24 protein-coding genes are annotated in these 26,107 nt (G+C 70.4%); 11 read left to right on the top strand and 13 right to left on the bottom strand.

Going from position 1 to position 26,107, the window contains the following annotated elements; genetic code table 11:
- Positions 1-110: 110 nt before the first annotated feature.
- Complete coding sequence (locus QRY02_RS17815; protein ID WP_285992656.1) at positions 111-2,924, top strand: glycoside hydrolase family 2 TIM barrel-domain containing protein; 2,814 nt, start codon at positions 111-113, stop codon at positions 2,922-2,924.
- 36 nt (positions 2,925-2,960) lie between these two features.
- Complete coding sequence (locus tag QRY02_RS17810) at positions 2,961-5,030, top strand: PQQ-dependent sugar dehydrogenase (protein WP_285992655.1); 2,070 nt, start codon at positions 2,961-2,963, stop codon at positions 5,028-5,030.
- A gap of 19 nt (positions 5,031-5,049) precedes the next feature.
- Here QRY02_RS17810 and QRY02_RS17805 read toward each other — a convergent pair whose 3' ends face one another.
- Positions 5,050-5,685 carry a response regulator transcription factor gene (locus tag QRY02_RS17805; protein ID WP_285992654.1) on the bottom strand — a complete coding sequence of 212 codons (636 nt, stop codon included), beginning with the start codon at positions 5,683-5,685 and terminating at the stop codon, positions 5,050-5,052.
- On the bottom strand, positions 5,676-6,881 hold the full coding sequence (locus QRY02_RS17800; RefSeq protein WP_285992653.1) for a sensor histidine kinase: 1,206 nt from the start codon (positions 6,879-6,881) through the stop codon (positions 5,676-5,678). The genes QRY02_RS17805 and QRY02_RS17800 overlap by 10 nt, the downstream gene beginning before the upstream one ends.
- Before the next feature lie 360 nt (positions 6,882-7,241).
- Between QRY02_RS17800 and QRY02_RS17795 the strand changes: the two genes are divergently transcribed.
- Positions 7,242-7,376 carry a hypothetical protein gene (locus QRY02_RS17795; RefSeq protein ID WP_285992652.1) on the top strand — a complete coding sequence of 45 codons (135 nt, stop codon included), beginning with the start codon at positions 7,242-7,244 and terminating at the stop codon, positions 7,374-7,376.
- A gap of 24 nt (positions 7,377-7,400) precedes the next feature.
- Positions 7,401-8,330: a CPBP family intramembrane glutamic endopeptidase gene (locus tag QRY02_RS17790; protein WP_285992651.1), complete on the top strand. Its 930-nt coding sequence runs from the start codon at positions 7,401-7,403 to the stop codon at positions 8,328-8,330.
- 299 nt (positions 8,331-8,629) lie between these two features.
- Here the strand turns inward: QRY02_RS17790 and QRY02_RS17785 are convergent, their stop codons facing one another.
- On the bottom strand, positions 8,630-9,499 hold the full coding sequence (locus QRY02_RS17785) for a hypothetical protein (RefSeq protein WP_285992650.1): 870 nt from the start codon (positions 9,497-9,499) through the stop codon (positions 8,630-8,632).
- 440 nt (positions 9,500-9,939) lie between these two features.
- Between QRY02_RS17785 and QRY02_RS17780 the strand changes: the two genes are divergently transcribed.
- The 3 genes from QRY02_RS17780 (at position 9,940) to QRY02_RS17770 (ending at position 12,475) form a co-directional block, all read left to right on the top strand.
- Entirely contained in the window at positions 9,940-11,394 is a 1,455-nt protein-coding gene (locus QRY02_RS17780; RefSeq protein ID WP_285992649.1) for a hypothetical protein, read from the top strand.
- Positions 11,395-11,721: 327 nt separating this feature from the next.
- The gene (locus QRY02_RS17775; protein WP_285992648.1) at positions 11,722-11,937 is read left to right on the top strand and encodes an RGCVC family protein; all 216 of its coding nucleotides are present in this window, start codon (positions 11,722-11,724) and stop codon (positions 11,935-11,937) included.
- Positions 11,938-12,001: 64 nt separating this feature from the next.
- On the top strand, positions 12,002-12,475 hold the full coding sequence (locus QRY02_RS17770; RefSeq protein ID WP_285992647.1) for a DUF5994 family protein: 474 nt from the start codon (positions 12,002-12,004) through the stop codon (positions 12,473-12,475).
- A gap of 475 nt (positions 12,476-12,950) precedes the next feature.
- On the opposite strand, the gene QRY02_RS17765 is transcribed toward QRY02_RS17770, so the two are convergent.
- The 3 genes from QRY02_RS17765 to QRY02_RS17755 all read right to left on the bottom strand — a co-directional run bounded on the left by QRY02_RS17765 (position 12,951) and on the right by QRY02_RS17755 (position 16,291).
- Complete coding sequence (locus tag QRY02_RS17765; protein WP_285992646.1) at positions 12,951-14,102, bottom strand: hypothetical protein; 1,152 nt, start codon at positions 14,100-14,102, stop codon at positions 12,951-12,953.
- 566 nt (positions 14,103-14,668) lie between these two features.
- Positions 14,669-15,397 (bottom strand): calcium-binding protein, encoded by a 729-nt coding sequence (locus QRY02_RS17760; RefSeq protein WP_285992645.1) that lies wholly within the window; start codon positions 15,395-15,397, stop codon positions 14,669-14,671.
- Between the two features lie 579 nt (positions 15,398-15,976).
- On the bottom strand, positions 15,977-16,291 hold the full coding sequence (locus QRY02_RS17755) for a hypothetical protein (protein ID WP_285992644.1): 315 nt from the start codon (positions 16,289-16,291) through the stop codon (positions 15,977-15,979).
- Between the two features lie 45 nt (positions 16,292-16,336).
- Here QRY02_RS17755 and QRY02_RS17750 point away from each other — a divergent pair, with 45 nt between their 5' ends.
- Complete coding sequence (locus QRY02_RS17750; protein ID WP_285992643.1) at positions 16,337-16,831, top strand: hypothetical protein; 495 nt, start codon at positions 16,337-16,339, stop codon at positions 16,829-16,831.
- A 677-nt stretch (positions 16,832-17,508) separates the two neighbouring features.
- On the opposite strand, the gene QRY02_RS17745 is transcribed toward QRY02_RS17750, so the two are convergent.
- From QRY02_RS17745 to QRY02_RS17735, 3 genes are all read right to left on the bottom strand, one after another.
- Entirely contained in the window at positions 17,509-18,291 is a 783-nt protein-coding gene (locus QRY02_RS17745) for a neprosin family prolyl endopeptidase (protein WP_285992642.1), read from the bottom strand.
- 393 nt (positions 18,292-18,684) lie between these two features.
- Entirely contained in the window at positions 18,685-18,972 is a 288-nt protein-coding gene (locus QRY02_RS17740) for a hypothetical protein (RefSeq protein WP_285992641.1), read from the bottom strand.
- On the bottom strand, positions 18,969-19,814 hold the full coding sequence (locus QRY02_RS17735; protein ID WP_285992640.1) for a hypothetical protein: 846 nt from the start codon (positions 19,812-19,814) through the stop codon (positions 18,969-18,971). The genes QRY02_RS17740 and QRY02_RS17735 overlap by 4 nt, the downstream gene beginning before the upstream one ends.
- Here QRY02_RS17735 and QRY02_RS17730 point away from each other — a divergent pair.
- A complete protein-coding gene (locus QRY02_RS17730; protein WP_285992639.1) occupies positions 19,813-20,211 on the top strand; it encodes a hypothetical protein in 399 nt (132 codons plus the stop codon). The genes QRY02_RS17735 and QRY02_RS17730 overlap by 2 nt on opposite strands.
- Positions 20,212-20,315: 104 nt before the next feature.
- Here the strand turns inward: QRY02_RS17730 and QRY02_RS17725 are convergent, their stop codons facing one another.
- Both QRY02_RS17725 and QRY02_RS17720 read right to left on the bottom strand, forming a co-directional pair.
- On the bottom strand, positions 20,316-21,491 hold the full coding sequence (locus QRY02_RS17725) for a zinc-dependent alcohol dehydrogenase (RefSeq protein WP_285992638.1): 1,176 nt from the start codon (positions 21,489-21,491) through the stop codon (positions 20,316-20,318).
- Positions 21,488-22,438 (bottom strand): SRPBCC family protein, encoded by a 951-nt coding sequence (locus QRY02_RS17720; protein WP_285992637.1) that lies wholly within the window; start codon positions 22,436-22,438, stop codon positions 21,488-21,490. Before QRY02_RS17720 ends, QRY02_RS17725 begins: the two co-directional genes overlap by 4 nt.
- A gap of 322 nt (positions 22,439-22,760) precedes the next feature.
- On the opposite strand from QRY02_RS17720, the gene QRY02_RS17715 reads away from it, so the two are divergent.
- The gene (locus QRY02_RS17715) at positions 22,761-24,050 is read left to right on the top strand and encodes an FAD-dependent oxidoreductase (RefSeq protein ID WP_285992636.1); all 1,290 of its coding nucleotides are present in this window, start codon (positions 22,761-22,763) and stop codon (positions 24,048-24,050) included.
- On the opposite strand, the gene QRY02_RS17710 is transcribed toward QRY02_RS17715, so the two are convergent.
- Positions 24,004-24,630 carry a nitroreductase family protein gene (locus tag QRY02_RS17710; RefSeq protein ID WP_285992635.1) on the bottom strand — a complete coding sequence of 209 codons (627 nt, stop codon included), beginning with the start codon at positions 24,628-24,630 and terminating at the stop codon, positions 24,004-24,006. The genes QRY02_RS17715 and QRY02_RS17710 overlap by 47 nt on opposite strands.
- A gap of 28 nt (positions 24,631-24,658) precedes the next feature.
- On the opposite strand from QRY02_RS17710, the gene QRY02_RS17705 reads away from it, so the two are divergent.
- The gene (locus tag QRY02_RS17705; RefSeq protein ID WP_285992634.1) at positions 24,659-25,288 is read left to right on the top strand and encodes a TetR/AcrR family transcriptional regulator C-terminal domain-containing protein; all 630 of its coding nucleotides are present in this window, start codon (positions 24,659-24,661) and stop codon (positions 25,286-25,288) included.
- Positions 25,289-25,394: 106 nt separating this feature from the next.
- On the opposite strand, the gene QRY02_RS17700 is transcribed toward QRY02_RS17705, so the two are convergent.
- The gene (locus tag QRY02_RS17700; protein WP_285992633.1) at positions 25,395-26,084 is read right to left on the bottom strand and encodes an alpha/beta fold hydrolase; all 690 of its coding nucleotides are present in this window, start codon (positions 26,082-26,084) and stop codon (positions 25,395-25,397) included.
- Between the last annotated feature and the right edge of the window lie 23 nt (positions 26,085-26,107).

Below are 26,107 nucleotides of genomic sequence, written 5' to 3'. Positions count from 1 at the left end.
TGCGCGCCCGTTCTCGTCGTATGATGTGTCATATATCAAGCTGAACTGCCAGCCTGTTTCGCGTCTCTGTGCACGTCGGCGGACTTCCCTCTCAGTCCTTTGGAGACCCAGTGGAATTCACTCGTCGCACGGCGCTGTCGATCAGCACGGCAGGAGCCGCCACCGCAGGACTGTCCGCGCTCGGTGTCCCTTCGACGGGAGCGGCCGGTGCGGCGCTCGCCGGTCCGGCGACCGAGACGATGGTGCTCACCGGCTGCGACGCCGACCACCCGGTCGACTGGGACTTCCAGGTCACGGCCGGCCGGCGGGCGGGGGAGTGGGCCACGATCCCGACGCCGTCGAACTGGGAGTGCCACGGCTTCGGCAGTTACCACTACGGCGGGGATCTGGTGCCGCCGGAGAAGGGGAACTACCGCCACCGGTTCACGCCGCCGTCGTCCTGGGCCGGGCGCCGGATCTTCCTCGTGTTCGAGGCCGCGATGACGGACGCCGACGTGCGGGTCAACGGAGTCTCGGCGGGGCCGGTGCACCAGGGCGGTTTCTACCGCTTCCGCCACGACGTGACGCCGTTGCTGCGGCTCGGGGAGCAGAACCTGCTCGAGGTGACCGTCAGCAAGGAATCGGCCGACAACTCGGTGAACGACGCCGAGCGCCGCGGCGACTTCTGGAACTTCGGCGGGATCTTCCGGCCGGTGTCGCTGCAGGCGTACCCGGCCGCCCGGATCGACCGCGTCGCGATCGACGCCCGGGCGGACGGGACCTTCGCCGCCCGCGTCACGCTCGCCGGGGTGACCGCGGCGAGCCGCCTGACCGCGCAGCTGCGCCGGCTGGACGGCACGTCCGTCGGGGCCGCCTTTTCGGTTGCCGTCGCGAGTGGTGCGACCAGCGCGACCCTGACCACCACGGCGACAGGGCCGTTGCTCTGGACGGCCGAGACGCCGAACCTCCACCAGGTCGAGCTGACGCTCGCGAGCGCCGCCGGGGTACCGCTGCACAGCACGGTCGAGCGCTTCGGCTTCCGCACCGTCGAGGTCCGGACCGGGGACGGCGTGTACGTCAACGGGAAGCGGATCGTCCTCAAAGGAGCGAACCGGCACACCTTCTGGCCGACGTCCGGCCGGGCGTCCAGTCCTCGCCTCGCCCGGCTGGACATCGGGCTGATGAAGGACATGAACATGAACGCCGTCCGGATGTCGCACTACCCGCCGGACGCGTTCTTCCTCGACCTCTGCGACGAGCTGGGGCTCTACGTCCTGGACGAGCTGACCGGCTGGCAGCGCCGCTACGACGAGGGTGTCGGGGCACCGCTGGTCGAGGCCCTGGTGGAGCGCGACGTCAACCACCCGTCGATCCTGTTCTGGGACAACGGGAACGAAGGCGGCTGGAACACCGCGCTGGACGACGACTTCGCGCAGTACGACCCGCAGCGACGGGCGGTGCTGCACCCGTGGACGACGTTCAGCGGCATCGACACCAGTCACTACCAGACCTACAGCAGCACCGCGAGCAAGGTCGCCGGCGGCACGATCTTCATGCCGACCGAGTTCCTGCACGGCCTCTACGACGGCGGCGCCGGGGCCGGCCTGAACGACTACTGGAAGCTCATGGGCGGGTCGCAGCGTTCGGCGGGCGGGTTCATCTGGGCATTCGTCGACGAAAGCGTCGTGCGCGACGACCGTGGCGGGGTCCTCGACACCAACGGCAGCCGCGCTCCCGACGGCATCCTCGGGCCCTACCGCGAGAAGGAAGGCAGCTTCTTCACGATCAAGGACATCTGGTCGCCGGTCCAGCCGGCCAATCCCGCCTACTACGACTCGGTCTTCCCGGCGTCGTTCGACAAGACCGTGAAGCTCGTCAACCGGTACGACTTCACGAATCTCCGCGCGTGCCGGTTCAGCTGGCAGCTGCTGGCGTTTCCCCGGCCGGGTGCGGGAACCGGCCACCAGGTCCTCGCCCAAGGCCAGGCGGAGGCGCCGGACGTCGCGCCGGGAGCCACCGGCGTGCTGGCGCTCGGCTTGCCCGCCGACTGGACCGGCGCCGACGCGCTGCAGCTGAGTGTCACCGACCCGACCGGCCGGACCATCACCGCCTGGACGTGGCGCATCCGCAAGGCGCCGGACCACGCCGCCCTCCTGGTCCGCCCGGCGACCACGGGGAGCGTGACCGCAGGGGAGACCGCCGGTGACGTGACGCTCATCGCCGGGGCCACCCGGATCACCATCAGCAAGGCCAGCGGGCGGCTGAGCGGCGTGCGCCGAGGCAGCACGCCGGTGTCGCTGGCCAACGGGCCCGTCCCGGCCGGCGGGGCGGCCACCCTCACCGCGTTCAGCCACTTCCGCGACGGCACGGGCTGGGTCGCCCAGGCGGACTACAGCGGCGACCTGTCGTCGGTGCGCTGGCGGCTGGACGCCAACGGCTGGCTGCGGCTGGAGTACCGCTACCGGGCCACCGGCGACCACGACCACCTCGGCGTGAACTTCGACTACCCGGAGGCGAACGTGCGGGGCCTGACGTGGCTCGGGGACGGGCCCTACCGCGTCTACAAGAACCGGCTGCGCGGGGTGCAGCCCGACGTCTGGCGCAAGCCGTACAACGACACCGCGACCGGGGCGAGCGGGTACCAGTACCCGGAGTTCAAGGGTTACCACGCCCGGACTTGCTGGGCCGTCCTGGAGACCACCGAAGGCGCCGTCACGGTGGTCGCCGCGGAGGAGGGCCTGTTCCTGCGGTTGTTCACCCCGAAGGTGGGGCCCGACCCGCAGAACGCCGTCGTCACCTACCCGGCCGGCAGCATCTCCTTCCTCGACGGCATCGCGCCGATCGGCAACAAGTTCCACGGCGTCGCGTCGCTGGGCCCGGAGAGCCGCCCGAACGCCGCCACCGGCGACTACCACCGCACCGTGCACTTCCGCTTCGACGCGTGAGGCATCTCGAGTGGACCACAGCGAAAGGTCTTGAGAATGACCCCCTTGAACTCCCGCCGGCGTGTCCTTGGCGCGGTTTTCGCGGCCGTCGCCGCGGTGACGGCGGTCGTGCCCGCTGCCGCCGCGGCGGCTCCCGGTGCCACCGTGGTCGGCGTGGCGTCCGGGCGGTGCCTGGACGTCGTCGGCAACGGCACCGCGCCGAAGACCCGGGTGAACATCTACGACTGCAACGGCCAAGCCAACCAGGCGTGGACGTTCACGGCGGCGGGTGAACTGCGGGTGTACGACCCCGCGATGTGCCTGGACGTCGCCGGCGCGAGCACCACGTCCCCCGCCGACGCGCAGATCTACCCCTGCAACGGCGGCGCCAACCAGAAGTGGCGGGTCAACGCCGACGGCACCGTCACCGGCGTCCAGTCCGGCCTCTGCCTGGACGTCACCGGCGCGGGGACCGCGAACAGCACCCTGGTCGGCTTGTACACCTGCACCGGGGGAAGCAACCAGAAGTGGCGGACCTCGCTCGGCGCCGACACCCAGCCGCCGAGCGTGCCGGGCAACCCGCGGGTGAGCGACCTGGTCTGCGACGCGGTGACGTTCTCGTGGAACGCCGCCACCGACAACGTGGGCGTCGCGTTCTACGACGTCTACCACGACGGCCAGTCGATGAAGTCGGTGAGCGGGAGCACGCTGTCGACGAGCCTCACGGTCGTCGCCGGTGCGACCTGGGGCCTGTACGTCAACGCCCGCGACGCCGCGGGCAACGTCTCCCAGGCCAGCACCACGGTCTCGATCACGCCCCCGCAGTGCCGGCCGGACACCCAGGCACCGAGCGCGCCCACGCAGCTGACCGGCGCCGCATCCGGCACCACGGTGACCCTGAACTGGGCCGCGGCCACGGACAACATCGGCGTCCGGGCTTATGACGTCTACCGGGGCGGCACGAAGGTCGGTGCCGTCACCGGGACCGCCGCCGCGCCGCCCGCGACCACCTTCGTCGACAGTGGCTTGGCGGCGAACACGAGCTACACGTACTACGTCGTGGCGCGGGACGCGCAGGCGAACGTGTCGCCGCACAGTGCGACCACGACCGTGACCACCGGCGCGGCCTGCGGCGACTCCGTGTGCGCGGTGACGCAGATCGCCACCGACACCGATATCCCGTGGGGCCTGGTGACGTTGCCGGACGGCACGATTCTCTACACCCGGCGCGACGCCCACGACATCGTCCACCTGAACCCCGCCACCGGCGCCAAGACCAGCGTGGGCACGGTTCCCGGCGTGGACAACACCGACGGCGAGGGCGGCCTGCTCGGCCTCGCCATCTCGGCCGGCTTCGCCGGCGACCACTGGCTCTACATCATGCACACCTCGCCGACCGACAACCGGATCGTGCGGATCAAGCTGGAGAACGACCGGCTCAGCACGGCCACGGAACAGGTACTGGTCAGCGGGTTGCTGCGCAACAAGTACCACAACGGCGGCCGGCTGCGCTTCGGTCCCGACGGCAAGCTCTACGCCACCACCGGTGACGCCCAGAACGGCAACAACGCGCAGAACACCGCCGGCCTCAACGGCAAGGTCCTGCGCATCAACCCGGACGGCACCGTGCCTGCGGACAACCCCTTCGGCAACTACGTGTGGAGCTACGGCCACCGCAACCCGCAGGGACTCGCGTTCGACTCCCGAGGACGGTTGTGGGAACAGGAGTTCGGCGACGGAACCATGGACGAAACCAACCTGATCACCAAGGGCGGCAACTACGGCTGGCCGGCGTGTGAAGGCACCTCCGGAACGTGCGGCACCCCCGGGTACATCGCACCCAAGCGCACCTACCCCACGGCGGACGGTTCCTGCTCCGGCATCGCCATCGTCCGCGACGTGCTCTACGTCGCCTGCGAACGCGGGACCCGGATGTACCGGGAAGTGATCAGCGGGAGCGACCTGACCGACGTCCAGGCGTACTTCAACGGCACCTACGGACGGTTGCGCACCGTGGAACCCGCACCCGACGGCGGTCTCTGGCTGACCACCACCAACAACGGCGACAAGGACAGCACTCCCGACAACAGCAACGAGAAGATCTTCCACGTCGCACTGGGTGGGTAGCCGCGCTCACCGGTGAGGTTCAGGCGTTGACGTACGCGAGCACGGCCAGCACCCGCCGGTGGCCGCTGTCGCTCGTGGGCAGGCCGAGCTTGCGGAAGATGTTGCCGATGTGCTTGTTCACCGCGCGCTCGGTGACGACCAGTTCCGCGGCGATCGTGAGGTTGTCGTGGCCTTGGGCCATGAGGTGCAGCACCTCCTGCTCACGCGCGGTGAGGCTGTGCAGCGGGTCGCGCTTGTTCATCAGCTGCGAGACGACCTCGGGATCGAGGGCCGTGCCCCCGGCCGCGACGCGGTCGAGCGCGTCCAGGAACTCCTCGACCCGGCCGACGCGGTCCTTCAGCAGGTAGCCGGTGCCGGCAGCGCCCGTCTCCAGCAGCTCTTTGGCGTAGGCCTGCTCGACGTACTGGGACAGCACCAGCACCGGCAGTCCCGGCAGGTGCTCGCGGGCCTCGATCGCCGCGCGCAGTCCCTCGTCGCGGAAGGTCGGCGGCAGCCGGACGTCGAGCACCGCGATGTCCGGCCGGTGCTCCAGCAGCGCCGGCAGGATCTCCGGGCCGCTGGCCGCGATCCCGGCGATCTCGTGTCCCGCGCTCTTGACCAGCAGCGAGATCCCCTCGCGCAGGAGGGCGTTGTCCTCGGCGAGCACTATCCGCATGGCAGCAGTACCTCGATCGTCGTTCCTTCGTTCACCGGACTGTCGATCCGCGCGGTGCCGTCGAGTGCCGCGACCCGGTGCCGGATGCCGGACAGCCCGCTTCCACCGTCGGCATCGGCGCCGCCCTGGCCGTCGTCGCGCACGGTCACCCGCAGGTTCTTCCCGTCCCCGTCGAGCGCCACCTCGGCGTGCTCGGCCGTGCTGTGCTTGGTGACGTTGGTCAGCGATTCGGCGATGACGAAGTAGGCCGCCGCCTCGATCGCCGCCGGCGGCCGCGGCAGGTCGTCGGGGACGCGCACGGTCACCGGGATGCGCTGGCCGTCCGCCAGCGCGTGCACGGCCCCGGCGAGGCCGCGGTCGGCGAGGATCGGCGGGTAGATGCCGCGGATGATGCTGCGCAGGTTGCCCAGCGAGTCCTCGATGCCCGTCCTGGCGTCCTGCAGCAGCGCAGCGGCGGGGCTGTCCGGCTCGGCCGCCAGGACGCGCGCGGCGAGCCCGAGGCGCACCGAGACCGCGACCAGCTGCGCCTGGATGCCGTCGTGCAGATCACGCTCGATGCGGCGGAGCTCGGCGCCGTGCGATTCCAGCGCTTCGGCCCGCGTTTCGGTGAGCCGCTCGACCTGCCGGGCCAGCAGCTCGGCCTCGTTCGGCCCGAGCAGCGACCGCGCGAGCCGGAGCTGCCCGCTCGCGATCACCGGTACCAGCCACACCACCGCGGCGGCGTAGAGCGCGGCCTGCAGCAGCGGCAGGGTCAGGGCCTGCGGCCACGTCCGGACGACGACGTACATCCCGGTGAAGCTTTCCGGCGGGAACAGCCACCAGTACAGGGGCATGGTCGCGCTCGCCACGATCGCGGGCCACAGCGTGATGCCCAGCAGGCCGAGGAACGTGCCCGCGAACCCGTGTACCACCATCCACAGCAGAGCTCGCCAGGTCGCTGGGTCCCACAGCGCACGCACCCGGCCACCGCCCTCGGCGTGGGCGGCCTCCGGCAGGGAATACCCCAGGTGCCGCCCGGCGCGCTCGCGCTCCAGCCCGGCCAGCACACGCACCGGCTTCAGCACCGCCGGCCCGAACGGCAGCAGCAGCACCAGCAACGGCAGGACGAGCACGCCGGCCAGCGCGGGCAACGCCGTTTGCAGGCCCGACGCGAGCACCGCGGTGGCGGCTGTGCTGCGCTTGATCGCTGTCCTCATCGCCGCTCCCCGGGGCCTGCGGTCCTGCCAGGACTCTACTGAACCCGCCGACGGGGTGTAGCTGGCTACACCACCTGTCCGGGTGCGCAGGCCAGTGTGGCGCGCCCTTCCCGCCCCTAGCGTCGGAGTCACCGGAAAGCAGGGGAAGGACACCAGCGATGACAGCAGTCGCGAACGGCGCAGAGCAGGAACGTGCTCTGGCCCGGCCCGGACGGGCCCATGACCGCCGTGAAGCTACCTGCTGGACGCGTTGACGGTCGAGCAGAACATCGTGCTCCCGCTGCGGCTGGGCAACCAGCGGTCCGACCCGGCGTTCCTCGCCGACCAGGTGCTCGTCGGCACCGTCGCGGCGGGGCAGCCGTGAGGCTGCCCGGATCCGCGCTGCCCCTGCTCTACGCCGGGATCCTCGCCCTCGCCGGCTGGGGCGCCATCGCCGTTCCCACCCGGTTCGCGTTGCGCCCCGCCGCCGTCGCGGCCATGCGCGTCGGCGACTGACTGTCCACTTGAGAAAGGACCATCATGGCTGTTCCGCAGCAAATCGCGCCGCACGGCGGAATCCGTGGCTTGATCGCCCGGTACCCGCTCGTCAGCTTCTTCACCCTCGCGTTCGCGCTGAGCTGGATCGCGTGGACGCCGTACGTGCTGGGCATGAACGGTCTCGGCCTGGAACCGGAGATCGACTTCCCGAAGATCATGGGCACGACCCAGGTGCTCGGCGTGCTGCCCGGCGCCTACCTCGGCCCGATCCTCGCGGCGTTCCTCGTCACCGCGGCCGCCGAGGGCCGGCCGGGCCTGCGGCGCTGGGCCGGCCGGCTGCTGAAGTGGAACGTGAACTGGCGCTGGTACGTGGGAGCGATCCTCGGCGTCCCGGCGGCGATGATCTTGACCGGGGTGGCTCTGAGCGGCGGCGACATCCACCTCCCGGGCGCGGCGGTGTTCGTGGCCCTGCTCCCCGGCCTGGTGTTCCAGATGGTGACGACGGGTCTCGCGGAAGAGCCCGGCTGGCGCGACTTCGCCCTGCCTTACCTGCAGCCGAAGTTCGGCCCGCTGCGCGGCACGCTGATCCTGGGTCCGTTGTGGGGTCTGTGGCACCTGCCGCTGTTCTTTTCGGAGTGGGGCCAATGGCCGGACGTAACGGTCTGGACCATCGTCAAGTTCATCGCCACGACAACGCTGTTCAGCATTGTGATGACGTGGGTGTTCAACCGCAGCGGCCAGAGCCTGCCGATCGCGATGCTGGTGCACACGAGCGTGAACAACACCATCTCGATCGCATGGGCGGACCTCTTCCCCAGTGCGACAACCGACGACGTCGCGTGGGTGTTCCTGCTCGCGTCGGCGCTGGCGGCTGCGGTGGTCCTCATCGCGACCCGGGGCCGCCTGGGCTACCGAGGCGACGAGCTCGTCACAACGGCGCCGCCGGTCGCGGCCCCGCCCGCGCGCAGTTGACGCCATCCCGTGTTGGATCACGGCCAAAGGGGTGAACACCCTCGGCCGACCAAGGGCCTACCCACCCCGACCCCCGCCGGCCGGGTGGCCTGCGGAGGTCGGGGTGGTCGAGCTGTGGTTGTTACAGCGGCAGGAGGGGGAGCAGGACGGCGCCGGCGGCGCTGGTGATGGCGACTACGGCGCCGTTGACGATGCCGACGACGGAGTCGAGCAGGCCGCCGATGATGACGATTCCCATGATGGGTTCTCCTTTGTGGTGGGTTGGATCTCTTTGCGGGCCGCGGGGTTCGGTGCGGTGGTCAGCCGGTGCAGCCGGGGACGGCGGGGACGCTGCCGACGCAGTTGTCGGGGGTGTTGGCGGTGATGGGGGCGTTATTGGTGGTCATGGTGCCGCCTTGGCGGGAGACGCCGCCGGAGTTGCCCAGGAGCAGCAGTGCGTGGTTGTCGGTGACGGCGGTCTGGGTGAGGGTCGTCGCGGTGGAGCCGACCGCGGAGATTCCGCCGCCACGGCCCGCACTGTTGCCGGTGATGAACAGCGGGCTGCCGGAGACGCCCGTGACGGAGAGGGTGCCGCGGAGGCCGTTGTAGATGGCGCCGCCGTCGCCGAGGAGGGTGGTGTTGCCGGACAGCGGGCTGTTGGTGAAGGTGGCGGCGGGTGCGGTGCCGTTGGGGGTGTCGGGATTGGCGAGGCCGCCGCCGTTGCCGGAGGCGGTGTTGCCGGTCAGGGTGCTTCCGGTGAGGGTGACCGCACCGTGGTTGAGGATGGCGCCGCCGTCGCCGACGACGTTGCCGTGCGTGAAGGCGACTCCGGTGATGAGGGTGAGGTTGCCGGTCGGGCCGACTTCGGCGATGCGGAACATGCCGAGACCGGCCAGTGAGGCGTTGGTGATGGTGGCGGGGCCGGTCATCTCGATCGGGGTGGTGATGACGGGGAGCGCGTTGGCGGTGCCGCCGTGGGCGGCGGTGATGCCGTAGGTGCAGCCGCCGGCCAGGACGAGGGTGTCGGAGGTGGGGGTGGAGTTGGCCAGGTTCACCGCCGCGACCAGAGCGTTTTCGCTGCAGGCCACCGGAATGGTGATGGCCTGCGCCGCCGGAGCCAGTGCGACCAGGCCTCCGGTCGCGACGGTGGCCCCGAACAGGGCTCGGGCAATGGTGCGGACGTGTCGCATGACGATTTCTTTCCTGGAGCACAATAGTGGCGGATTGCGGTGCGGGGCGGCAGCAGGAGAATGCCGCGGAGGCGGCCCGATTCGCCGAACGGGACGCGTGATTCGGCCCACGAAAAGACCTCGGCTCGTGATCTGCGTCGCTGTCGTGGCGGGCAGGCCAGGTACCGAGGTCCGGGGTAACGGAAGATACCCTATCGCCGGCCGTCGGACGATGGATACCCCAGGCCCCCGAATGGCGGTACGCGAAGTGGTTCATCTGCCATATCTGCACCGATTTGCTGGTTTACGGGCTCGTACTGCTGCGCGATTAATCGGATTCAGTGGAATTCGATGGTTATCTCCGGATTCGGCTCTCGCATCGGGGGATATCCTCGCAGAGGAGTGAACTATCGCCTTTTCGTTGCCAAGTGTCCGCGGCGGGGCGAGTGTGGGGCTTGGGAGTGCCGACGGACCATGCCCCGGATATTCGGTACGAAATGCCATCGGCAAAGTGGTTGTCAGCTGCACTCCCGGTTCCGTGGCTTCAGCCCGGATCCACTCAACGCCATGAAGGTTTTCCCATGAGATCAAGCGCACGCACCACTACGGCTCGTCGAACCCGTACCGGCCTCATTGGACTGGGTACCGCCGCGGGGTTCGCCTTGATCGTCCCTGGCGCGGCCCACGCCGATCCGGTCGGCTGCACCCGCGTCTTCAACGGTTCCGGTGACACCGTCACCTGTACCGCCGGCATTGCCGCCGGGCAGATCCTCACCGGTACCGCCGGCAACGACGTCGTCACCGTCACCGGTGGGCCCATGAGCGGCACCATCGACGCCTTGGCCGGCAACGACACGGTCACCATGACCGGCACGGCGGGCACCACCGGTGCTCCCGGCGGCGCGGGTGGGTCCGGCACGAGTACCAGCCCGGCCGGATTCGCCGGCGGTGCCGGCGTGGCAGGCGGCGTGGGTGGCCTCGCGCTGGGCAGCACCGGAACGGTCAACGGCGGGGACGGCGCCGACAGCGTCACCGCCACCGGTGGCGCCGGTGGGAGCGGCGGCCTCGGCGGGACCGGCGGCGCCGGAGTCCTCAGCGGCGCCGGCGGTGCCGGTGGAGTCGGCGGCGCGGGCGGAGCGGGCGGCCAGGCCGGCGTCGGCGCCATCCACGGCGGCCTCGGCAACGACACGGTGAAGGTCATCGGTGGCAAGGGCGGCGCCAGTGGCGCCGGCGCGCTCGGCGGCCCGAGCGGACCCAGCGCCGGTACCGGTGGCGTCGGCGGCGTCGGGGGCGCAGGCGGCGTGGGCGGTATCGGTCTCGGCAGTTCGGGGATCGTCAGCGGTGACGACGGACTCGACGGCATCACTCTGGCCGGTGGTGCCGGAGCCAACGGCAGCGCGGGCGGAAACGCCGGCGCGGGTCACGGCGGTGGCGCGGGCGGTTTCGGCGGCGTCGGCGGAGCGGGCGGGATCGGCAGTTCCGGTTCCGTCACCGGCGATGCGGGCAATGACACCTTGAAGGTCGACGGCGGGGCCGGTGGCCTCGGCGGGACCGCGGGCAACGGCGGCAACGGCGTCGGCGGTGGCCAGATCGGTGGCGCCGGTGGCGGTGGCGGTGCCGGTGGCGCCGGCGGTGTCGGCAACAGCGGGACCGTCAACGGCGGCCTCGGCGACGACAGCCTCACCGTGACCGGTGGCAACGGCGCCAATGGCGGCACCGGTGGCCGCGGCGGCAACGGCTGCAACCCGGCCGCCGCCGGCGCTGGTGGCGCCGGCGGGACTCTCGGTGCGGGTGGTGTCGGCAGCTCCGGCACCGTGACCGGTGGCGGCGGCACCGACGCCCTCATGACGGCGAACGGCATCCCCGGGCTCAACGGCGCAGGCGGCCTCGCCGGCTTCACGGTCGTGTGCATCTGACACAACTCTCGCTGAACCCAGCCCGGTAGGGGCGGCTCCGGCCGCCCCTGCCGGGCTCGTTCCAAGAGGGCGACCGTGCCCGGGCGTCCCGGCGAAGGTGTCGGTCGGCGCCAGGAGCACGACGGTGGTGCCCGGAACTCACCGGGACGCGGTCGGACCAGAGCGTGGGTGTGGCCGGCACGGGCGTAAGGTGAAGGTATCGCCCCGGACCTCGGCGCATTCGGTGAAGCCGGGACCCGAAGCCGGAATTTCGAGCGAGTCCTGACTTTCTCGTCCGTTCGTCGGACCGCGCCCCGTGGTCGGCCAGCTGCAAAAGGAGATCCCGGTATGTCGAAAATCGATGTCGAAGCAGGCGTCGCCGTCACGGAAATCGGCGATTCGGTGGTGCCCGCCTGTGCGGCGTGCCCCCATTCAGCGGAATCGCACGATGTGATCGCGCGCCGATTCTGCACGGCGACGCGGGCGGGCACGTTCAACCGCGGCTGCGTGTGCGCCGTTGAGTCGGAGAAAGCGGCGACCCCGGCGATGCGTGTCTCAAAATGAACGCTTGGGTCATGAACCCCGCCGGCGGAGTCCGCTGGCCGCGGGGGCGAGAGGAGCACCGGCAATGACGTTCTTGTCGGCCGGCGCCGCGGGGCCCGTGGTCGGCTCGCCGGCCGTCGGCAGACGGCTGCGGTTGAAACCACCTGGTGCGGTCAAGGGTTGTTTCGACGGCGCCTGGTGGCCACGCTCGCGGGAGCCGGTCGCGGAATTCAGCGCCCTGGTCACCGCGCTCGTCGCGGACTCGGGCCCGGTCGACCGGATCGGCTTCAACCCGGCGATGTGGGATCTGGCTCCCCGGAAGCTCGCGCTCGAAACCGGTTTAGTGCGGCTGGCGGGATTCTTTGGCCTGGATCGGCACACGATCGTCGTGATCGGACCGCGCATCCGCCGGTTGAGCCTGCTGGTGGTCCCGCCCGAGGCCGATCCGGCGGCGGCGGAGCGAGCGCTGGAAGCGGCCGCCGCGCCGGACGCAGCCGGCTCCGCCGTGCTGATCCTGACCACCAGTGGAATCCTCGACCCGCCCACCGGAACGGCTTGAGTGCCGCCGACGTTCGGCGCAACGGCCATGGCCGCGTTCCGGGACCGGCGTCGGCCAGGGCAGCGCAGGGATCGTCAGTGGCGATGCTTCGCCTGCGGGCCATGAGTCCGGGCCGTGGCCGCGGGGACGACCACCGGACAGTGCGCGGCCGCGGTGACCCTGAGGGCGACCGAACCGATCAGGGTGCCTCGCCGAGGTCGTGCGAGCCGAGCGATCTTCGCCGCGTGGTGCAGTGCCGGCACGACGAAGGATCCCCGGAGCTCAATGGCCAGTGGTCTCCGCGGCTTCGCGTGCGATCACTTCGCCGGCCAGCCGGGCGAGGACCGTGGCGACGGCGGAGCCGAGCTGCTGGACGCAGTGGCGATCCGGGCCGTGGGCGTCTCGGTGCCAGGCGAATCACGGGTGTTTCCGGAATTGTTGCCGGCAGCGGCGCCATCTCCGGTGATGGGCCGCTGCCGTTCCGTGCCGCTGCTGGTCAGCAGGTGCAGATGCCGCCGTTGTTGATGCCGGCGACGCCGTTGCCGCCGGCGAGGCCGCCGGCACCGCTGGGAGTGGTGATGGTGTCGGACGCGTCGCTGATGGTTCCGGAGTTCCCGAGACCACCGGCGCCCGCGGCGCCACCGAGGCCACCAGGGCCGCCGGGGCCGCTGCAGCCGGTGCCGCCGTTGCCACCGCCGGCGCCGTTGCCGCCCTTGCCGCCCGTGGCGGTGATGGTGTCGACGCCGGTTCCGCCGGTGAGGGCGCCGGAGTTCCCGATGCCTCCGGCGCCTCCGGCCCCGCCTACGCCACCGGCACCGCCGGCTTGGACGGCGGCCGAGCCGTTGCCGCCCTTGCCACCGACGCCGCCGTTGCCGCCGACCCCGCCGTTGGCTTTGAGGGTGTCGACCCCGGCGCCGCCGCCGACGGTTCCGGAGTTGCCGGCACCTCCGGCGCCACCGGCACCGCCGACGCCCCCGGCGCCGCCGCCGTGACCGCAGCCACCCACGCCACCGGCCGCGCCGGTCCCACCGGCACCACCGTTGACGGTGACGATGTCGGCACCGGAATCAACGAGATCGCCGTTGAAACTCCCGGAGTTCCCGACGCCACCGGCCGCGCCGGCACCACCGATACCACCGGCACCCGCACCTCCGGCGATGAGGCCGCTGTTGCCACCCAGACCGCCGAGACCGCCGTTACCGCCCTTGCCTGCGGTGAAGGAGACGGTGTCGTTGCCGGCGCCCCCGGTGACAGTGCCGGCGTTCCCGGCGCCACCGATCCCGCCGACGCCGCCGTTGCCCCCGGCGCCTCCGGCGCCACTGAGGAGGCCGATCCCGCCCTGTCCGCCGTTGCCGCCGTTGCCTCCAATGCCTCCAGTGACGGTGATGCTGTCGGTGCCGGCACCGGCGTCGATGATGCCGGTGCTCCCGACGCCGGCGCCGCCGACGTTCCCGGCTCCGCCGTTGCCGCCGGCACTTCCCGCGGGGGTGCCCGCGGTGCCGTTGGCCCCCGGGGCACCGTTGGCTCCCGACGTACCGGCGACGCCGGTGACGGTGATCGTGTCGTTGCCGGCGAGGCTGTTCACCGTACCGTTCACGGCGCCGCCGGTGACGGTGATGATGTTGTCCCCGCTGGTGCCGGTGAGCACTTGACCGGCGGGAATCCCGGCGGTGCAAGTGAAGTTGGCGCCGCTCTGGGTGCATCCCGGCGGGAGCGCCCACGCCTGAGCGGGTGCGAAGAGAACGAACCCGGCCGCGGTGCCCAGGCCGATCAAGGCCCGGCCCGCCCGCCCTGCCGTGCTGATAGTCGCTGTCGATCCCATGATCAACCTTCCACCCGTGAAATGGAGCCCGGGGCTGAAGCCACGGACTGGAGAGGGCGGTTCGATGACCAGGGTCTGGGGTCGCTACCCGGTGCCGCACACGTGAGGGCGCCGGATCCGGCCAATATCCCTCAACGCCTCAGCGTTCGCGCCCGCAGCCGGATTGGCAAGGAGTACCGCACCCAGTCATCCGAACGCGACCAAATCACCACCAATGGCAGAACCGGCTTCGGCGGCCTCTACGGAAACCACCTCTCGACGCGTTCACAAAGGCGCAGAATTCCGAGACGGCCCTCGTCCTCGACGCGGAACGGCCGCGCCCTCACTCGAGGCGCGGCCGTTCTCGTCGCCCCGTTCGCCCGGGGCAGGGACTGGAGCAGGAAATCGGTGGTTTATGGCGTGGTCGGAAGGACGCAGGCGTAGCTCAGCGGGAGCAGGTTGACGAAGGTTCCGCCGGCCCCGGTGCAGATCCTGCCGGCCTCTGCGACGCGGCGGTCGGCGGGGCTGAGGGGGTTGAACACGCAGACGTATCCGACCGGGTTCACGGTGAGGGACAGCACGCCGCCGGTGGTGGTGCACAGCTGGGTGGCGTTCGCCGTGCCCGAGCCCGGGCCCGTCGTCGGCGGGGTGCTGGTGTTCTCGCAGCCGGCGTGGATGTCGGGGTCGGGTGCGGGTCCCTGGCAGGTGTCGGTGCCGAGGCCGCCGTCGAGACTGTCCTGGCTGCCGTCGTTGGATGCGCCGATGAGGGTGTCGTTGCCGGCGCTGCCGGAGATCGTGTCGATGCCCAGGCCGCCGGTGAGGGTGTCGTTGCCGGTGCCGCCGGTGAGGGTGTCGTTCCCGTCCCCGCCGTTGATCGTGTCGTCGAAGTCCGAGCCGGTGATCGTGTCGTTCCCGGCGTTGCCGTTGATGGTCTTGCCGGGGTTCGTGCCGCCGCAGTCGATCGTGTCGTTGCCGGGACTGCCGGTCACGGTCGTATCGGTCTGGGTGACCCCGGCGCTCACGACGCAGTTGACGGCGGCGTGGGCGGTCAGCGGGGCGAGCGCCCACATGGCCGGGGTCGCGAGGACTCCGGCCAGCGTGACGACGAGTCCCCGGCGGAATTGAGTCTTTTGAATTCTCATGGCTTCATTTCCTGGATCGCGATCTGGCGATGACTCACGTGGACGCGGCGCGCCGACGTGACTGAGTTGTGCCGATCACAAGCCACCCGCATCCGCCGTACTGCCGGCGTCCGCTCCTCGGCGCGGAAGAACCTCGGCTCGTGATCGCGTCCGCGATCGTCGCGGAGCTGTCACGTCACCGAGGTCCGGGGCAACAACGCACGAACCTACCCCTGCGTCCGCCTGGATCAATATCGTTGTCCCTCGAACGGACGCACACTCTCCGGCGCGCTCGGCAGGGCAGGGTAGGGCGGCGGCCAGGTGAACGAGGGGCCGGAGGACTTCGGCGATAGGGTGCGTTCACGAACGTAATTCATGCACGGTTCGTTTTCCACGCGAATTTGAGGACATTTGTCACGATTCGACGTCATGCGCCGATATTCGTAACGGAGAACGTCTCGCAGTCGACGTATGGGGTAAGACGAAAACCGGTTCAAGCGCTTGGCTGCGGCTGAGACGATGAGCGCATCGACCAGCTCTCAGAAAACCGATATGAGCCCGCAGTGCTCGATCCCCATGATGGCGCCATGACGCCGGAAATCAAGCCCTGAAGGGCATGCCCATGCGTACCTTCCGCCAAACCGGTGTCATTGCCTTGATGGCCATTACGTTTTCCACCACTGGTGTAGCGGTGGCAACGGGGTTCGACGTGGTCGTGGTGACCGCGACGGTCGACGGCAAGGCCGGCAACTGGGGATCCAGCCGATCCGCCACGCCGGAACCGACGTCGACGATCGGAACGACGACGCCGTCTGCCACACCGTCGGCGGAGCCGGTCATCCCCGCCACGACAGTCCCACCGGCGAGCAGCACGGCCACCGAGGTGACATCCAGCCCCGGCGAACCGGCACCCACGACCCAACCCTGAGAACCGAGCCAGTCAATCCAAGGAGAAGTTCCATGCGTATCAACAACAAGACCAAGTCCGTTCTCGTCGTCGCCACTGTCGGCGCACTGGTGGGAGTCGGTGGGTTCGCGGTCGCCGCGTTCGTCCAGGACAGCACCGCAAGCGGGGTGTCCGGCTCCGCCGAGGCGATGATCCCCGCCACCGTGACCGGTGCGCAGGTCGGCACGTTGCTGCCCGGCGAGAAGGCCTACGTCACCTTGACCCTGTCCAACCCGAACGCCAACGTGAAGATCAGGCTGGTGTCCGTGGCCCCCGGTGATGTCGTGATCGACACCGTCGGGAACGTCGCCGACAAGCCCTACTGCCAGGGGCAGCTCGAACTGTCCGTGGCCGGCGCGGACCCGCTGCTGCCGACGCTGGCCGTGAGCGAGGCCAACTTCCCGTACAAGCTGACCGACGCCGTGAAGATGAAGGACGACACGGACATTCGCTGCCAGGGCATGACCTTCCACACGACCTGGACCGCCCAGTTCCAGGCCGTCCGCTAGGCACGACCGGCGACACCGCGACCGCAGCAGTGGGCCTCTGCGCTTTCGTGACCGCCGCGACCGCCGCGACCGTCCGGGCGGTCGCGGCGGCCGGTGCCCCGAGCTTTCGGTGACTTTCGGCGAGTCCCGAGGGACATTGGCCCCTAAGCCGGGGGCCGCGCCCCGCGCGAGGGTGGAAACATGAAAATTCTCGTGACGGTGGCAAGCCGGCATGGCGCCAGCAGGGAAATCGCCGAGAACATCGCCACCGCGGCCGGCGCGGCGCTGATCGACGCCGGCGTGCAGTCACAGACAGAGACCCGCGACGCAAGCCTGGTGACGTCAGTCGACGGCTCCAGTGCGCGTCGCCCACCAGGCACAGCAAGCGGTCCTCGGCGGCGACTTCGCCGAGCAGGGTCAGCACCGCAATCGCGACCAGGAAGGGATCGTCCGGATTCCTGGTCCGCGGTGGCCATGCCGAGCGTGCTGGCCGTGTCCTGGGCGGAAAAGCCCGGGATCATCGGCCGCGGAGTGCGGTGCAGCTGTTCTGGCAGCAGTCCTGCGCGCGCTCGTTCCGGCGGTCGCCTTCGCCCGCTGTTGGCAGGTCTCTTCGCGGACGCCCGGCAAGCCACGTCATGACAAGACCAAACCGCCTACTCCGGCTGGTCGGCCGGAGTAGGCGGAGGCGGGAGCTCAGGTCAGCAGGCTCCTGGGCCGCCGAAGTGAACGCTGTTCGAACTTGTCCGGGTAGCGCTGTACAGCGCCGGGTTGGTGATCGTGTTGAGGCTGATGTTCGCTGCCGGGCCGCCGATGAAGTTGATCGCGACGGCGGCCGACGACGACGGCGACGACGCGAACAGGCCGTTGCCCATGTCGGTGCACGGCGTCGCACTGTTCGCGGCGACCTCACCGAACCACTGGGTCAGGGCGACCTTGGTGAAGCTGCTGCCCCACAGCGTGTCGGGGTAGAAGCCGAAGAAGACGCCGCCGAAGCCGACCCACCAGTTGCCCTGGAAGTGCTGGATCGTGAACTGCGGCGTGGAGTTGCCCGGCCGCAGGGTCATTCCCGCCGTCACCGACGCCGCGTTGGCGACCGGGACGAAACCGCAGCCGTTGTAGCAGGTCGGCACCCCGTTCACCCAGTGGAATACGAACAGGTGCGGCTCGGAGTCGCCGAACAGGCCCCGGTCGACGGTCCAGCCGACCTCGACGATGTTCTTGCTGTCCGCGGATTCCGCGGCCATTTCGCCCAGCGAGTGGAAATCGCCCGCGGCCAGCGCGGGCCGTGAGACGGTCGTGAACATGTTCGACCCGTCAGCCGCAGCGAACTGAAAAGCGCCGCCGTAGAGGAAGGTCAGTGACGAGATGCCCTGCGTACTCGCCGCGGCGAGCGACGGGTTTCCTTTGGGGCCGTAGATTCCTTTGGTGTCCGCGGACGCCATAGCGGGCGTTGTCCCCGCGATCAGAGCGGTGAAGGCCATGAAGGCGACAGCTATTATGGATCTTCTCATGTGGTGAACTCCCCCCTCGCCGTGGGACCGGCGAGTGCTGCGGTGGCGGGGTGGCCTTGTCGGCGTTACGACGACTGGCCGCCTTGCCCCGGTCGAGAGACCGAATGGGATTCACCGTGGCAGGGGTCGTCGACAATCCGTCGACAACTGGTCGACACCGCAGGTCAGGACTCCCAGCCGGGACGTGACGCCGCTGATCGACCCCTCGGTTGCCGCATAGGTCACCGAAGCTTAAGTCCGGCCGCGGCGGCTGCGGCTCGTCATCGGTGCGGCGCCTACGCGGGCGAACGGACCGGAGAGGGCCGACCGGAACCCCGGGTGCTCGCCGCTGGCGGCGTCTACCCGCGCCTCCCCGGGACAAACTCAGTCATGAGCCCGCGCGAGGTGCTGGCCGCGGAGGATGGCGTAGAAGTGGTCCGGGTCGTGCGGGAAGGGGAATCCCATGGCGCAGGCCCGTTCGGCGTCCTGCCGGATGCCGCGCAGCGCACCGGGGGACAGCTTCCGGACGCCCGGGCCTTCGGTGCGCAGCCAGTCGAGCAGGTCGTCCCACCCCGCCCAGTCGCCGGCCGCCAGCACCGTCCCCGCCGTGGCGCGGTCGAACTCTTCGGCGCGCAGCTCGTCGTCGGTCGTCGTCTCGTCCTTTTCGGTCATGGAACGTCGGTACCCGGTGATCCGGACCGCAACGCCCGGCCGGGCCGTTTGCCGGTTGTCGATCCGGGAACCCGGAGATCGCACCTCGGAAATCGAGGAAAGGCTCGAGCATGACTGCCCAGCGCGCGCCGGAGGCCCTTGTGGTGGGCCTGTTGACCGATGACGGATTTCCCCAGCAGCTCGCCGGGAGAATCGCGGAAGGGCTGCCCGATCGCCTGGCCCGCGACCTCGGCGAAGAGACGACCTGGCACATCGAGCACGAGACGCAGGCCCTTCCGCTGAACGAGGAGGGTGACATTCCCATGCTGGACCTGGCGCAGCAGCGCCGGGCCGAACACGGCTGGGACCTGCTGGTGCTGATCACCGACCTGCCGCGGCGGGCCGGCACGGTCCCGATCGCGTCGGACTACAACGCCGACCACGGCGTGGCGATGGTGTCGCTGCCCGCGCTCGGTGCCCTGCGGCTGCGCGGCCGGGTGTCCCGGCTGATCGTCCACCTGGTCCGGCACCTGGTCGCGCGCCGCTCGGCGAAGGAGGCCGATCCCCCGCAGGGGATCCTCGACCGGCTGCGGGAGCTCGTGGCGCCGACGCGGCACATCCGGGGCCGCGGCGCCGCCGACGAGCACCTGGCCCTGGTGGGTCTGCGCGGCCGCCTGCGGCTGCTCGCGGGGATGATCCGGGACAACCGCCCGTGGCGGCTGGTGCCCAACCTCGCCGGGGCCACGGCGGCCGCGGCGGCCACCGCCGCGTACGGCATCATCACCACGTCGGTTCTGGAAGCTCGCCGAAGCCCTGCCCGCGCTGCGGCTGGCCGGGATCACGGTCCTGGCGATCGTGGTCATGTCGGGCTGGCTGATGGTGCACAACCGCCTCTGGGATTCGCCGTCCGGGCACCTCGAACGGCGGAAAGCGCTGCTGTACAACACCTCGACCGCGCTGACGCTGTCGATCGGCGTCGCGTGCATGTACGCCATCCTCTTCGCGCTCTCGCTGCTGGCGTCGATCGTCCTGATCGAAGGTACTTACTTCGGGCAGGTCCTCGGCCATCCGGCCGGGCCCGCCTCCTACCTCAAGCTGGTGTGGCTCTCGACCTCCGTGGGCATCGTCGCCGGGGCGGTGGGCTCGAGCCTCGAGGACGAAGAACGTGTCCGCCGGGCGACCTACAGCCGGCGCGAGCGGGAGCGGCAGCAGCGCAACCGCGAGCGCGCCGAGGAAGCCGAAAGCCGCGGTGACGACTGAGCGGTCACCGGTCGCCAAGGTCGCCGCTCGCCGGGGTTTCCCGCGCGCCGGCCGGTGATCCGGCCACCGTGCTCGCCGCGCGGTGGCCGGATTCGGGTGGCCGGTCAGGGCTTGAGGACGACCTTCTCGCAGTTGTCCTGCTTCTTCTTGAACATCTCGAAGCCGCGTTCGGCCTCGTCCAGCGGCAGGGTGTGGGTGATGATCCGGGTCGGGTCGAGCTCTCCGCGTTCGATGCGCTCCAGCAGTGGCTTCATGTAGCGGTGCACGTGGCACTGCCCGGTTCGCAGGGTCAGCGATCGGTTCATCCAGGCACCTGCGGGGAATTTGTCCAGCAGGCCGCCGTACACGCCGATCACCGAGACCACGCCACCGCTTCGGCACGACATGATCGCCTGGCGCAACGCGTGCGGGCGATCGGTCTCCGATCGCACGGCCTGCTTGACCCGATCGTAGGCGGCGACGTGCGCGCTGCCGTGGGTGGCCTCCAGCCCGACCGCGTCGATGCACTTGTCCGGCCCGCGTCCCCCGGTCAGTTCCAGCAGCCGGGACCGGACGTCGACCTCCTCGAAGTTCACCGGCGTGTGGCCGGCTTCTTCCGCCAGCCGCAGCCGGTACGGCTCCTTGTCGATGGCGATGACCTTCGCGGCGCCCAGTACCCGGGCGCTGTCCATGGCGAACTGGCCGACCGGGCCGGCGCCCCAGACCGCCACCACGTCGCTGGGCTGGATGTCGCACATCTCGGCGCCCATGTAGCCGGTGGGCAGGATGTCGGAGAGGAACAGCACCTGTTCGTCGGTCAGGTCCGACTCGATCTTCAACGGGCCGACATCGGCGAACGGCACCCGCGCGTACTGCGCCTGACCGCCCGCGAAGCCACCGGTCAGATGCGAATAGCCGAAGATCCCGCAGACCGGGTGGCCGAACATCTTCTCCGCGATCCCCGCGTTGGGATTGGTGTTCTCGCAACAGGAGTACAGCTCGGCGGCGCAGGCGCCGCACGCGCCGCAGGCGATCGGGAACGGGACGACGACCCGGTCCCCGACGCGCAGCCGGCCCGGATCGACGCCCGGGCCGACCTCGAGCACTTCGCCCATGAACTCGTGACCCATCACGTCGCCGTCCTGCATGGTGGGCACGTACCCGTCGACCAGGTGCAGGTCCGAGCCGCAGATCGCGGTGGAGGTGATCCGGATGATCGCGTCACGGCTGTTGAGGATCTTGGGGTCCGGCACGTCCCGGACCTCGACCTTGTTGCGGCCCGCCCAGGTGTTCGCCCTCATGCGTCCGCTCCCTTCTCGAGTTCGGCATCCGACAGCGGTTGTGCCGGGTGCTGCGGGAACTCCTTGCGCGCCCGCTTGCCCCACGGGGCGCCGTCGGAGCGGACCACCTCGCCGGTCTCCATGACCTGCTTGAGCCGGCGCAGGTCGTCGTCGAGCTGCTGGTGCGGTTCTTCGCCGAAGTACTTGGCGACGGCCTTGCCGACCGCGCCGCCGGGGATCTCGTACACCAGCACGACGTTCACCTCGGTGCTCACGCCGTCCGGGGCGGGCGTGAACCAGACCGTGCCGGCGTTCGGCACGTCGGCTTTTCCGGTCGACCGCCACGCGATCCTCTCGCCCGGCGTCTCTTCGATGATTTCCGCGTCCCACTGGACGTCGTTGCCGAACGGGGCGCTGGCGGACCAGCGGCTCGTGCGGTCACCGGTGGTGCGCACCTGCTCGAGGTGCGCCATGAACGACGGGAGGTTCTCGAGGTCGCGCCAGAACGCGTAGACGTCCGACGCGGGTTTGCGGATGGTTGTCGTTGCGGTCAACTCCATGGATCCTCCTTTGCGTGCGCCCCGCACCGCCGGCACGGAGCCGATGTTTTTCGCGCGACTGGCCCGCACCGCGGTCAGCAGGTCCAGCACCGTGATCCCGGCGACGGCGCCGGTGACGCCGACGAGCCGGCGCCGGCGGCGCCCGCCGCGGTGGGCGATGGCCAGCCCCAGCGCGGTCAGGTCCATCGCGTCGCCCGCGACCCTGGTCCACGCCCAGACGCCCTTCCGCCGGCTCGTCAGCAGCCCGGCCGCGTGGACCAGCTCCCGCGCCCCGACGACCGGCACCACGGCCCGGGATCTCGCGGAATCGTCCACGCCGCTGATCCGGCGCACCGTGTCCGGCGCCGCCAGCTGGGCCACGCCCAGACCGAAGCTCAGCCAACCGAGCCGCCGGCCCTGCCGCTGCACTTCGTCCTGCCTCGCTTGCCCTGCCGTTGTGCTCGGTGATGCGGTCATGGGCAACCTCCGTATCCGATCGCACCCTGTCGAACGGCCTCGGGCGTCCGATCCGGGTTCGGCTACCCCTCGACAATCCGGCTAACCCACCGATCGACCGTGGTGGGAAAAGACATCCGGTTCCGGTGCGCGGGCGTGTGCGGCGCCGTTCGTGCGGCAAAGCTGCCCTGAATACTCTCGTTCGCGCGACGTTCTCCAGGCTGCCGTCACCTCAGGTGTAGAAGGTGGTGAGCGGGATCGGCTTGCCGCTGATCGGCGGGGAACGGGGGGCGGGGTGGAGCGGACGACGTGTTGCGTCGTGGGAGGCGGCCCGGCGGGCATGGTGCTGGGGTTGCTGCTCGCGAGGGCCGGGGTCGAGGTCACGGTGCTGGAGAAGCACGAGGACTTCCTGCACGACTTCCGCGGCGACACCGTGCATCCGGCGACCTTGCAGTTGCTCGACGAGCTGGGACTGGGGGAGCGGTTCGCGCGGTTGCCCCAGACCCGGATCACCGACGTCGTCCTGCCGGACGGGTCCGGCGGGGTCCGGCGGATCGGTGATTTCGGTGCGTTGCGCAGGTGGGGAGTGCGGCATCCGTACGTGGCGATCGTTCCCCAGTGGGATCTGCTGGATCTGCTCGCCGACGCCGCGAGGGCGGAACCGGTGTTCCGGCTCGAAATGGGGACCGCGGCGACCTCGCTCATCCTCGAACGTGGCCGGGTCGCCGGGGTCCGCTACCGCACGCACGGGCCCGGCGGCGCGGAGGTCGACGGCGAGATCCGGGCCGACCTCACGGTGGCGTGCAACGGCCGGAATTCGGTCCTGCCTGCGGCGGCGGGGTTGGGCGTGACCGAGTTCGACGTTCCGTTCGACACCTGGTGGTTCCGGCTCTCGCGTCGTGACGGCGAGCAGATCGGCCAGCTGACCCGGCGGCCGGGCCGGGGACGTTTCGCGATCGTCATCCCCCGGGAGGGCTACTTCCAGATCGGGTACGTCGCGCGCAAGGGCACCGACAGCCGGCTGCGTGCCCGCGGCATCGAGGCGTTCCGGCGTGATGTGGCCGAACTCCTCCCGGAGTACGCCGACCGAGTCGGCGAGCTGGTCTCGATGGACGACGTCAAACTGCTCGATGTCCGGCTCAACCGGCTGCGCCGATGGCATGCCGAGGGCTTGCTGTGCATCGGGGACGCCGCGCACGCCATGTCGCCGGTCGGGGGCGTGGGCATCAACCTCGCCGTCCAGGACGCCGTCGCGACCGCGACCCTGCTGGCCGGGCGGCTGCGGCGGGGTGCGGTGAGCGGGGCCGACCTCGCCCGGATCCGGCGGCGCCGGCTGCCCTCGCTGCTGCTGGTGCAGGCCCTGCAGCGGATCATGCACGCCGACCTGGCCGGCCCGATCGCGTCCGGGGAGCAGGCGGGCCCGGCGGGCTGGATCATGACCGCGGCACAGTGCCTGCCCCTTCTGCGGACGTTGGCCGTGTACCTCGTCGGCGTGGGGTTGCGTCCGGAGCGTGCACCGATTTCCGCCCGGCGTCACGTCACGCCTGGCGCGACGCCGGTGAGCCCCAGGTGTCGAGGTAGGTGATGTCCTGCGCGGCCGGCCGTGCGGCGGGCCGGAAGTCGCGCTGGGTGGTGTGCGCGACGGCGAGCAGGCTGATCTGCAGGACGTCGTCCGGGATCCCGAGCAGGGCGGCGACGTCGGCTTCGTGGTCTTGGAGGTGGTAGCCGCAGATGGAGCTGCCGAGGCCGCGGTCGCGCAGGGCGAGCTGGAAGCTCCAGATGGCGGGGTAGGCGGAGCCGAAGTAGGCGGACTGTGAGAAGGCGCCGGCGGGCGGGCGGCCGATCATGCAGGGGATGGCCAGCACGGGTACGCGTTCGAGGTTGCGGACGAGGTGCTGGGCTGACCGCAGTGCCCGTGCTTCGACGAGGTGGCCGTACTTCGCCCACGCCGCTTCGGCGGTCTCGCGGTTGTACGCGGCGATCTTGGCTTTGGTGTCCGCGTCGCGCACGAGCAGCCAGCGGAACTGTGCGGCCATGCTGCCTGCCGCCGGAGCCTGCTGGGCGATCCGCAGGCAGTCGTTCAGGAGGTCCTGCGGGACGTCCCGCTCGAAGTCCAGCTTGCGGCGGACGGACCGGGTGGTGGTGAGCACGGTTTCGGCATCCATACTTACACTGTATGCGTACACTGTAAGTATGTCGTTGACCCGGGAGAAAATTCTCGACGCGGCCTTGCGGCTGGCGGACGAGCAGGGAATGGCGGCGCTGTCGATGCGCAAGGTCGCGGCCGCGGTCGGCGTCGAGGCGATGTCGCTGTACAACCACGTCGAGAACAAGGGTGACCTGCTGGACGGGCTGACCGCGCGGGTCTTCGAGGAAGTGGCGCTGCCCGATCCGGCGTTGCCCTGGGATGACCGCCTGCGGTCGCTCGCCGAAGACCTGTACGCGAGCTTCGTGCGGCATCCGGTCGTCGTCCGGGCCTTGGCGGCGCAGGACGCGAACCCGCGCTCGGCCGGTGCGTTGCGGGTGATCGACGCTCTGCTGCGGGCGTTGCTCGATGCGGGCCTGACCGAAGAGGCCGCGGCGCGCAGCTACCGGTCACTGCTGGGGATGCTGTTCGGTTCGGTGCTCACCCGCACGACCGGGCCCGGCGCGAAGGCCGCGCGAGCCGAACCGGTGGTGGCGTACTTCCGCCGGATGGTGGCGGCCGGGGAACTGCCGAGTCTGCAGCGGGTCCTGCCCGCGCTCGAGTCCGGTGACTGCGTGCAGGACTTCGAGTACCAGCTCGAGTTGCTGATCGGCGGGCTGGCTCCGGTACGGGGCTGAACCACGTGCGCCACCGGCCGAACCGGGCCTGCCGTCCGGCCGCCGGGTGCCGGCGCCCCCGGCCGGGAAGCTCGGGGCGCCCGCCCCCGGCTGGTTCCCGGAATGGTCAGACCCTGTCCTCGGACGACGTTCGGGCGATGTCGAGCAGGATTTTCAGCAGCTCGCCGGGCGCGTCCCGCATGAGGTTGTGTCCGCCGTCGAGGGCGTGTGTCGTCCAGGCGGGGTCCTCGCGCAGGCGCTGGTAGACGGGGGTGAAGGGCGATTCGCCGTCCCAGCCGGCGGCGTAGAGGTAGTCCCGGCGCCGGAACCGGCTCAGGTCGCCGGAGAGGCGGAGCGGCTGCAGCAGCGAGGCCAGTGGGTGCGGGGTGGCCCGCGGGTCGAAGAACGGCAGGGGACGGGTGGCGTACCCGCTGTCTTCGACGTCGAGGTACCACCGGCGTTCCTGGTCGGAAACCAGGGCCCAGCAGGAGTCGCCGTGGGCCGGAACGACGGCGTCGAGGTAGACGAGGCTGTCCACTCGCTCGGGCACGCGGTCGGCGGCCCCGGTGATCACCATCCCGCCGTAGCTGTGGCCGACCAGCACGGCGTCGTGGATGCTCTCGGCGGCCAGCAACGCGGTCACGTCCTCGATGTGGGTGTCGAGGTTGACCCCGCCGCGCAAGAGGTGGCTGCGTTCGCCGATCCCGGTCAGCGTCAGCGGGTGGACGGCGTGCCCGTGTCCGCGGAGTTGCCCGGTCAGGTCGGCGAAACACCAGCCGCCGTGGCACATGCCGGGAACGAGGACGAAGGTGGCCATGATCGTGCTCCGTGTGGTTGTGG

It is taken from the genome of Amycolatopsis sp. DG1A-15b (genome assembly GCF_030285645.1).
In the GTDB taxonomy this organism is placed as follows: Bacteria; Actinomycetota; Actinomycetes; order Mycobacteriales; family Pseudonocardiaceae; genus Amycolatopsis.
This window is presented reverse-complemented; position numbering and strand designations above follow the sequence as displayed.

Bases quoted from the DNA above. Each gene is read 5' to 3' on its own strand.
- QRY02_RS17810 (WP_285992655.1), top strand. From the start codon at position 2,961: ATGACCCCCTTGAACTCCCGCCGGCGTGTCCTTGGCGCGGTTTTCGCG.
- QRY02_RS17805 (WP_285992654.1), bottom strand. From the start codon at position 5,685: ATGCGGATAGTGCTCGCCGAGGACAACGCCCTCCTGCGCGAGGGGATC.
- QRY02_RS17800 (WP_285992653.1), bottom strand. From the start codon at position 6,881: ATGAGGACAGCGATCAAGCGCAGCACAGCCGCCACCGCGGTGCTCGCG.
- QRY02_RS17790 (WP_285992651.1), top strand. From the start codon at position 7,401: ATGGCTGTTCCGCAGCAAATCGCGCCGCACGGCGGAATCCGTGGCTTG.
- QRY02_RS17785 (WP_285992650.1), bottom strand. From the start codon at position 9,499: ATGCGACACGTCCGCACCATTGCCCGAGCCCTGTTCGGGGCCACCGTC.
- QRY02_RS17775 (WP_285992648.1), top strand. From the start codon at position 11,722: ATGTCGAAAATCGATGTCGAAGCAGGCGTCGCCGTCACGGAAATCGGC.
- QRY02_RS17770 (WP_285992647.1), top strand. From the start codon at position 12,002: ATGACGTTCTTGTCGGCCGGCGCCGCGGGGCCCGTGGTCGGCTCGCCG.
- QRY02_RS17760 (WP_285992645.1), bottom strand. From the start codon at position 15,397: ATGAGAATTCAAAAGACTCAATTCCGCCGGGGACTCGTCGTCACGCTG.
- QRY02_RS17750 (WP_285992643.1), top strand. From the start codon at position 16,337: ATGCGTATCAACAACAAGACCAAGTCCGTTCTCGTCGTCGCCACTGTC.
- QRY02_RS17745 (WP_285992642.1), bottom strand. From the start codon at position 18,291: ATGGCCTTCACCGCTCTGATCGCGGGGACAACGCCCGCTATGGCGTCC.
- QRY02_RS17740 (WP_285992641.1), bottom strand. From the start codon at position 18,972: ATGACCGAAAAGGACGAGACGACGACCGACGACGAGCTGCGCGCCGAA.
- QRY02_RS17730 (WP_285992639.1), top strand. From the start codon at position 19,813: ATGTCGGGCTGGCTGATGGTGCACAACCGCCTCTGGGATTCGCCGTCC.
- QRY02_RS17735 (WP_285992640.1), bottom strand. From the start codon at position 19,814: ATGACCACGATCGCCAGGACCGTGATCCCGGCCAGCCGCAGCGCGGGC.
- QRY02_RS17725 (WP_285992638.1), bottom strand. From the start codon at position 21,491: ATGAGGGCGAACACCTGGGCGGGCCGCAACAAGGTCGAGGTCCGGGAC.
- QRY02_RS17710 (WP_285992635.1), bottom strand. From the start codon at position 24,630: ATGGATGCCGAAACCGTGCTCACCACCACCCGGTCCGTCCGCCGCAAG.
- QRY02_RS17705 (WP_285992634.1), top strand. From the start codon at position 24,659: ATGTCGTTGACCCGGGAGAAAATTCTCGACGCGGCCTTGCGGCTGGCG.
- QRY02_RS17700 (WP_285992633.1), bottom strand. From the start codon at position 26,084: ATGGCCACCTTCGTCCTCGTTCCCGGCATGTGCCACGGCGGCTGGTGT.